The sequence below is a fragment of the Emergencia sp. 1XD21-10 genome, from assembly GCF_009936045.1.
Classification (GTDB): Bacteria; Bacillota; Clostridia; order Peptostreptococcales; family Anaerovoracaceae; genus Senimuribacter; species Senimuribacter intestinalis.
Genome location: NZ_QWEQ01000011.1, coordinates 160,493 through 167,725, shown reverse-complemented (window position 1 = coordinate 167,725; position 7,233 = coordinate 160,493). Strand labels below are relative to the sequence as shown.

At 43.1% G+C, this 7,233-nt stretch carries 6 protein-coding genes; 5 read left to right on the top strand and 1 reads right to left on the bottom strand.

Translation table 11 applies throughout. From position 1 onward, the window contains the following. A partial coding sequence (locus D1151_RS08720; protein WP_161908627.1) for a DUF4143 domain-containing protein occupies positions 1–353 on the top strand: 353 nt, incomplete at its 5' end. Positions 354–413: 60 nt separating this feature from the next. On the opposite strand, the gene D1151_RS08715 is transcribed toward D1151_RS08720, so the two are convergent. Next, the gene (locus tag D1151_RS08715) at positions 414–1,133 is read right to left on the bottom strand and encodes a hypothetical protein (RefSeq protein WP_161908626.1); all 720 of its coding nucleotides are present in this window, start codon (positions 1,131–1,133) and stop codon (positions 414–416) included. Positions 1,134–1,352: 219 nt separating this feature from the next. Here D1151_RS08715 and nhaC point away from each other — a divergent pair, with 219 nt between their 5' ends. The 4 genes from nhaC to D1151_RS08695 are packed head-to-tail and all read left to right on the top strand — an operon-like array spanning position 1,353 to position 7,201. Next, complete coding sequence (gene nhaC, locus D1151_RS08710) at positions 1,353–2,795, top strand: Na+/H+ antiporter NhaC (RefSeq protein WP_160201615.1); 1,443 nt, start codon at positions 1,353–1,355, stop codon at positions 2,793–2,795. Positions 2,796–2,800: 5 nt separating this feature from the next. Continuing rightward, positions 2,801–3,979 (top strand): M20 family metallopeptidase, encoded by a 1,179-nt coding sequence (locus D1151_RS08705; protein WP_160201616.1) that lies wholly within the window; start codon positions 2,801–2,803, stop codon positions 3,977–3,979. Between the two features lie 20 nt (positions 3,980–3,999). After that, positions 4,000–5,637 (top strand): amidohydrolase, encoded by a 1,638-nt coding sequence (locus tag D1151_RS08700; RefSeq protein ID WP_161908625.1) that lies wholly within the window; start codon positions 4,000–4,002, stop codon positions 5,635–5,637. A gap of 28 nt (positions 5,638–5,665) precedes the next feature. Then, positions 5,666–7,201, top strand: coding sequence for an amidohydrolase (locus D1151_RS08695; RefSeq protein ID WP_160201618.1), 1,536 nt, complete (start codon positions 5,666–5,668; stop codon positions 7,199–7,201). Positions 7,202–7,233 lie beyond the last annotated feature (32 nt).

The window sequence follows — 7,233 nt, the reverse complement described above, 5'->3', positions numbered from 1 at the left end:
ATAAATCGCTGATATTCGATAAACTGGGAATCAACCAGGGCATGATTATGGAAAACATGGCAGCGCAGATGCTGCGTGCAAGCGGCAATGCGCTGTATTTTCATGAGTTTAAGTATCAAGGGGCAGATGCAGCAAAAGAAAGTAAATATGAGATAGATTTCCTGACAGTGAGAAAGAGAAAAATCGTGCCTATAGAAGTTAAATCTTCAGGATATAAGCAGCACAAGTCCTTCGATTATTTGCTGAAAAAGTATGACTTAAAAGTAAAGGATAAATATATCCTGTACACAAAGGATTTGCTGTATGAGGACGGAATCACATATCTTCCGATTTATATGGCGGGATTAATCTGAGAACGACAAGAAGAAAGCTCCAATCAATGGTGAAAGTTGATTGGAGCTTTAAGAAAACATTTAATCTAATTCTGTGATAAAAATAGTAATTCCGTCTTTTGAAAGTGATACAGCAAGACCCATGCTGTCATAATTCCGAATATAAAGGTAGTCATATGAGTCAAATTCATAGCTATAGTCTTCATCTACAAGATCAAACCCATATAAATCAAGCCATATCGAATATAAGTCGGCAGCGTCAGTTAATGAAATGTCGTTAGCAAGTATATCTTCTAAATCGTACATATAATTGACTCCGAAATCGTTGCGATATATATCATATGGCTCGCAATAAAACCAATAACCGAAATCAGGAACACCAAAACAGTCGTCATAGGTCAGATCATCGCACTCTATAAGACCTGATTTTATGTTGCTAAACGAGCTCTTTTTTCCATTTTTTCCGATAGCACATACTTTATAGGAGTATTTTCTGTTGTATGACACCGATTTATCTGTAAAGGAGGTGCTGCTCGTTACTTTAATACGTCTATACTTTTTTCCTTTTTCGGCTCGATAAACCCAGTATTTTTGTGCACCTGAACATTTTTTCCAAGAAATTTTAATATCGGAATAATTGTTCACATATTTCAGCGAAATCTTTGGCTTTGAAATTTTAGTGGCAGCATATGCGGCAGAAGAAGACACATTGAAACCAGTGCCCAGTTCCACAAGAGGGGTTCCTGCTACGAATGTCAGTGCCAGTACGACACAGCAGATTATCTTTAAAAATTTCTTCATTATAGGTGTCCTTTCTATTTTGTTGCAGAGATTATAATGTGTTAAATTCATTATAATTAATTCCTTTCTAAAATTCAACCCACCAAAAATGTTTGTTTTCTCCGCCGATAAACATGGTATAAAACAAAATATAAAACACAAAGTAAAACTGAGCCCGTATATAATGCAAAAAAAGAAAGAAAGGAGAGCGGTTGTAAAGTATAACAACCCAAAAGGAAAATGAACGAAAAAACATTAAAAAAACCGTCGTTCGGTATTTCCGTCGTTATTATTGCATTTTTGTTTGTGGTGATTATTGCACAGCTGGTACTGGGATATTCTCCGGAGATTCATCTGACTCTGGTATTTTCCATTGCCTTTGCAGTAATCCTGTTGATGGCCACTGGCACAAAGTGGGCACAGATTGAGGAGGGTATTCTTCACGGCTGCAAAATCGCTACCGTACCGATGCTCATTCTGATGTTCATCGGTCTGTTGATTCCAATGCTGATTGCTTGTGGAACCATTCCGTCCCTCATTTATTATGGACTTAAAATTATCAGCCCGTCTGTTTTCCTGGTAACCGCTTGTGTGGTATGTTCCGTATCCGCAATCTGTATCGGTTCCAGCTGGACTACAGCGGCTACCTTTGGTGTTGCGTTCATGGGTATCAGCGTAGGTCTTGGTATTCCAGCTCCTATTACTGCCGGTGCAGTAATTTCCGGTGCAGTACTTGGTGACAAACTGTCTCCGATGTCCGACTCCACCAACCTGGCTGCAGGTGTTTGTGAAGCAAACCTGTTTGACCATGTTAGAGCAATGGTTTACACTACTGTTCCTGCATACGTAATCAGCTTAGTATTATATGCTATTATCGGAAGCAAATACTCTGCATCCAACATGGATATGGAGAGTGTAAATGAAATTTTAGGCGCAATTGAGGCAAACTTCGATATTGATGCACTGCATGTCATCATCAGTCTGCTGCCGCTGGTTCTGATCGTTGTACTTGCTGCTAAGCAGGTCAGTGCACTGGCAATTATGGTTGTAGGATCGCTGTTTGCAATGTTGATTGCAGTAATTACACAGGGTTATAACCTGTATGACTTGATGGTATACATGAATAATGGCTTCTCCATGGAAACTGGTTCTGATATCGTAGACTCTTTGGTAAACCGCGGTGGTATTCAGTCCATGATGTGGACGCTGTCCCTTGGTTACTTGGGTCTGTCCTATGGCGGTATCTTAGAAAAATGTCTGGTAATGGAAGCAATCCTGGACAAGATGGAAAGACTGACCCGTACACCGAGAGGTCTGGTTATCACTCACAATATTACTTCCGTTGTCGTTAACTTCTTATCCGGTTCTCAGTATGTAGCAATCATCATTCCAGGAAGAATGTACCTGCCTGCATACGACAAGCTGAACCTGCAGAGAAGACTGGCATCCAGAACTTGTGAAGACTCTGGTACAGTAACTTCTCAGTTAGTACCTTGGGGACTTTGCGGTGTATTTTACTTAGGCGCACTGGGCGTATCTGCATGGGATTATGCACCATACACATTCCTGTGCTACCTGACACCGATTATTGCAATCCTTTGCACCTGCTTCAAAATGTTCTTGTGGGAAAAGACACCTGAAGAAGCTGCAGCAGTTGCAAAAGAAAACGAGGCTAATGCGTAAGAAAAATGTGTAATGAAGTAATCAAGCTTCTGGAAAATCTGGTTGCAATTGACAGTCCTTACTTTGAAGAAGAGGATGTCATGGAATATGTCTGCCAGATATTCGAAGAACAAAATATACCTGTTAAGGTGCATGCTTATTACGAAGAAAAAATCACCGGATTTCATGGGAAGAATTTACTCATTGAAGCAAGCTGCGGAAAGGAAGGTCCGACCATTCATATCAATGGACATCTGGATACCGTTAAGCTCTGCGACGGATGGAGTAAAAACCCCTGCGGTGAGATGATTGAAGACCGCTTTTATGGCGTAGGCGCACTGGACATGAAGTCCGGATGCGCCGCCGCAATAGCGGCAGTGCAAAAATTTTTGAAAACCTATAAAGCATTTAAAGGAAGATTGCTGCTATCCTTAGTATCTGTGGAAGAAGGTCCTTATGGCATGGGGACAAATGCTATGATAGAAGACGGACTGCTTGCGGATATTGACTATTCCATTATTACAGAACCTAGTGCAGGATTTACAGGAAACGCTTTCCCAACCATGTGCCTGGGTGCGCGAGGCGGCTACGGTCTTACAGTCGAGTTTTACGGAAAGTCTGCCCATGCGGCAGATCCGCAGAAAGGAATTAGTGCGGCTTTAGATGCTTCAAAGTTTGTTGCAGAACTGGAAAACATTAACTATGTGGAAGATGATAAGCTTGGGAAAGGGGCAGCTTGTGTTGTTGCAATAGATTGCGACGGTGGTGCCTGCAGTGTGCCTGATAAAGCTGTAGTGAAACTGTTTTGGCATATTGTCAGAGGAGAATCTCCGCAAACCATCGAAGCAGAAATTAAGAAAGCCCTTGATAGAGCAGCGGTTAAGTGCAGATACGAAATTTGTTTTCGGGAAGCGCCATCAGAGGGCTCAAAAGGATTCATGCCATATGTGACAGAAGAAAATAACCTGTATACCCGTGATTTTGCACAGGCAGTACGCGATGTGACGGGAAAGGAGGCAAATATATCCTATTTTCAGAGCATTGGAGATTTTAACTATCTGGGAACCAGACTGGGCGCACCGGCGCTAATCTTTGGACCAGATGGAGAAAATTACCACAGCGCTGATGAATATGTACAGATGGATACTGTAGTGCAAACTGCAGAGATTTTATATCGTTTTCTTGAAAAAACTATGGTAAACTAAAGGGAGGAATCGCTTTGCGTATGGAAAACTTAGATACACTGTTATATAACGGCAGAATTTACACCATGGAGGCTGCCGGAGATACAGTAGAAGCAATTGGAATACAAGACGGCAAGATCGTATTTGCAGGAAGCAGCGAAGATGCAAAAGCATACGACAGCCGCATAAAATATGACCTGAAAGGTGCAACCGTGATTCCAGGACTATCTGATGCGCATATGCATATGTATGCTTATTGTCAGAATCAGACCTTTGTAAATCTGGAACATGCGAAAACCATGGATGAACTATGCAGCCTCATGAGAGAGAAAGCAGAAAAAACGCCGGAAGGAACCTGGATTAAGGGCGTAGCTTTTGACCAGAATAAGCTGGCAGAAAATAGAATGCCGACCAGAGAGGATCTCGATAAGATCAGCACCAAACATCCGATTTTAATCCGCAGGGTTTGTCTGCATGCTGCAGTTGTCAACAGCAAGGCGCTGGAACTTGCAGGGGTGGATGAGAACTATCCGCAGCCAACAGGCGGTATTGTGGAAAAGGATGGAAGCGGGATGCCAAATGGCGTTTTCCGTGAACAGGCTACAAAGATCTTTGACTTTATCATTCCAGATCCGCTGTCTGATAAAAGTGTAAAGGATGAGGTATATCAGACTGTACTGCAGGATATGCATGCAAAAGGAATTACCAATATACATACCTATGCTGCACAGATTTGGAACTATGCAGAGGACATAGACTACTACAAAGAATTAGCTGAAAAAGAAGGGCTTGGCGTCAGAATTACAGTTTATCTGGATGAGTTGTTTGACAAAGAGCCTGTGACTGAAGAAGAATACAACAATCCGTATCGTTTAGTTCAGCAGGGAGGATACAAGCTGTTTACCGATGGATCACTGGGTTCTCGCTCTGCAGCATTGAAAGAGCCTTATGCAGATGATCCGGGAAACAGCGGGTTTATGACCTGCAGTCAGGAAGACCTGAACGAAAAGATTTTTACAGCATATCACAAAGGTTTGCAGCCTGCCATTCACGCAATTGGTGATGTAGCGCTTGATGCAACTTTGACAGCAATAGAAACTGCCATGGCAAAGGAAAAGGAATGCGGTGCAACCGAAGAAGAACTGGCAAAACGTTTGCCTTTCAGAATTATTCATGTGCAGATAATCAACGAAGAACTTCTTACACGGATGAAGGCACTGCCAGTGGTGCTGGACATTCAGCCGATTTTCCTTGCTACTGACTGGAACTGGATTGAGGATAGATTGGGTCCTGACAGAATGGATGGCGCTTATGCATGGAATACACTACAGCAGGCAGGGCTGCGTCTGACAGGAAGTTCGGATTGCCCAGTAGAAAGCTACAGCCCGATGCCGGGTATTTATGCTGCGGTTTCACGCTGCGGACTGGACGGGGCGCCTAAGGGCGGATACCACCCAGAGCAGAAACTGAGCCGTTTTGATGCTGTAGCATTATATACAAGAAACCCGCATTATGCAACTGGACAGGAAGATGTTCTGGGACTTTTACAGGAAGGATATTTTGCTGACCTTGCGGTACTTGATAAAGATATTTTTGAAATCCCGGAAGAGGAAATTCTGACGACAAAGGTAACCCATACTTTTGTTGCAGGCAACCTCGTCTATGGGGATTTGAAATAAGAAAAATCAAATCAGCATGGAGGATATTATGCTAGCGGACGTTATCATTAAAAACGGAAAATGTGTGACTATGGAGGAGGCAGGTCAGTGCTTCGACTGGGTTGCTGTTAGGAATCAGCGTATTCTAGATTTAGGATATGGAGAAGATTTTGAAAGCTATTTGTCGGAAGATACTGTCATTGTAGACGCAGAAGGACACACCGTTTTGCCGGGCTTCATCGACAGTCATTTCCACGTCATTCAAACTGCCTTTAATGCAGTGAGTTTGAATTTGAGCGATGTGAAAAGTCTTGCAGAAATCAGTACCCGGATAAAAGAAGCAGCGATTGCCCATCCCGGCGAGATGATTCGAGGCTATGGATTGTCGCTTGATGGCCTTAGGGAAGATAAACAGCTGACTCGCAATATGCTGGATCAATGCTGTGATGACGTTCCTGTCTGGATTAATTCTAAAGAATACCAGGTAAGCATTTTAAACACCTATGCGCTTCTTTACTTTAAAATTCCATTTACAACTGTAGGCATTGAACTGGATGAAAGGTCAATGCCTACCGGTGTTTTTAGAAGAAATGCCAATTCGCTGCTTAGAACTAATATTTTGGACAGTTTTTCCGATGAATTTAGATTTGATACAGTCAATCAGCTGATGCCGACACTGCTGGAAAAAGGAATTACTACGATTAATGCCATGGAGGGCGGGACTTGTTACAGTGATAAGGATGCCGAGTTTATTTACCACCATGGGAAGGATTTTCCCATTGATATGGTGCTGTTTTATCAAACCATGGATATCGAGAAGGTAAAAAAGAAGGGGCTGAAGCGAATCGGCGGGAGCCTTTATATCGATGGAACCATTGAAAACAGAACGGCAGCACTTTCTTTTGAATATGAGGACTGCCCAGGTACTATGGGAACGCTGTGTCTAAGCCAGCAACAGCTCAACGATTTTGTGCTGGAATGCTACGAAAATGAAATTCAGCTGGCGCTTTATACCATCGGTGACAGAGCCATCGAAGCGGCGCTTACTGCGCATGTGCAGGCGATGTATCAGGTGGGGACAACTGCACTGCGTCATCGTCTTGAACATGTGGAACTGGCAACGGAGGAGCAGGTTGAGCGGGCGAAAAGGCTGAATCTCATCTTCTCCATGCAGCCGTCTTACGAGCTGGATTGCGGCGGAAAGGGCGGGATTTATGAGAGAAGACTGGGAAGCAGATACAGACTGACAAACGCATTTCGTGAAATCATGGAAAAAGGAGTCAGGATTTGCGGTGGTTCAGATAGTGACGTTACGGAAGCAAATCCTTTGCTGGGTATTAGCGCGGCTGTGAATCATCCGGTGGAAGAGCATCGTATTGACGTGTACGATGCCCTCAGAATGTTTACCTGCGAAGGAGCCTACGCTATTTTTGAGGAAGAGAATAAAGGAACATTGAAAAAAGGAAAACTGGCGGATATCATCGTGCTGGACTGCGATATCTTTGAGGTAGAAAAAGAGAGACTGAAAGATATCAAAGTGACGATGACGATGAAGTCGGGGGATATTATTTACGAACGTTTTTAACTGCGGCACATCGGGGAGTAAAGAAATGTTGG

Bases quoted from the DNA above. Each gene is read 5' to 3' on its own strand.
- D1151_RS08715 (WP_161908626.1), bottom strand. From the start codon at position 1,133: ATGAAGAAATTTTTAAAGATAATCTGCTGTGTCGTACTGGCACTGACA.
- nhaC (WP_160201615.1), top strand. From the start codon at position 1,353: ATGAACGAAAAAACATTAAAAAAACCGTCGTTCGGTATTTCCGTCGTT.
- D1151_RS08705 (WP_160201616.1), top strand. From the start codon at position 2,801: ATGTGTAATGAAGTAATCAAGCTTCTGGAAAATCTGGTTGCAATTGAC.
- D1151_RS08700 (WP_161908625.1), top strand. From the start codon at position 4,000: ATGGAAAACTTAGATACACTGTTATATAACGGCAGAATTTACACCATG.
- D1151_RS08695 (WP_160201618.1), top strand. From the start codon at position 5,666: ATGCTAGCGGACGTTATCATTAAAAACGGAAAATGTGTGACTATGGAG.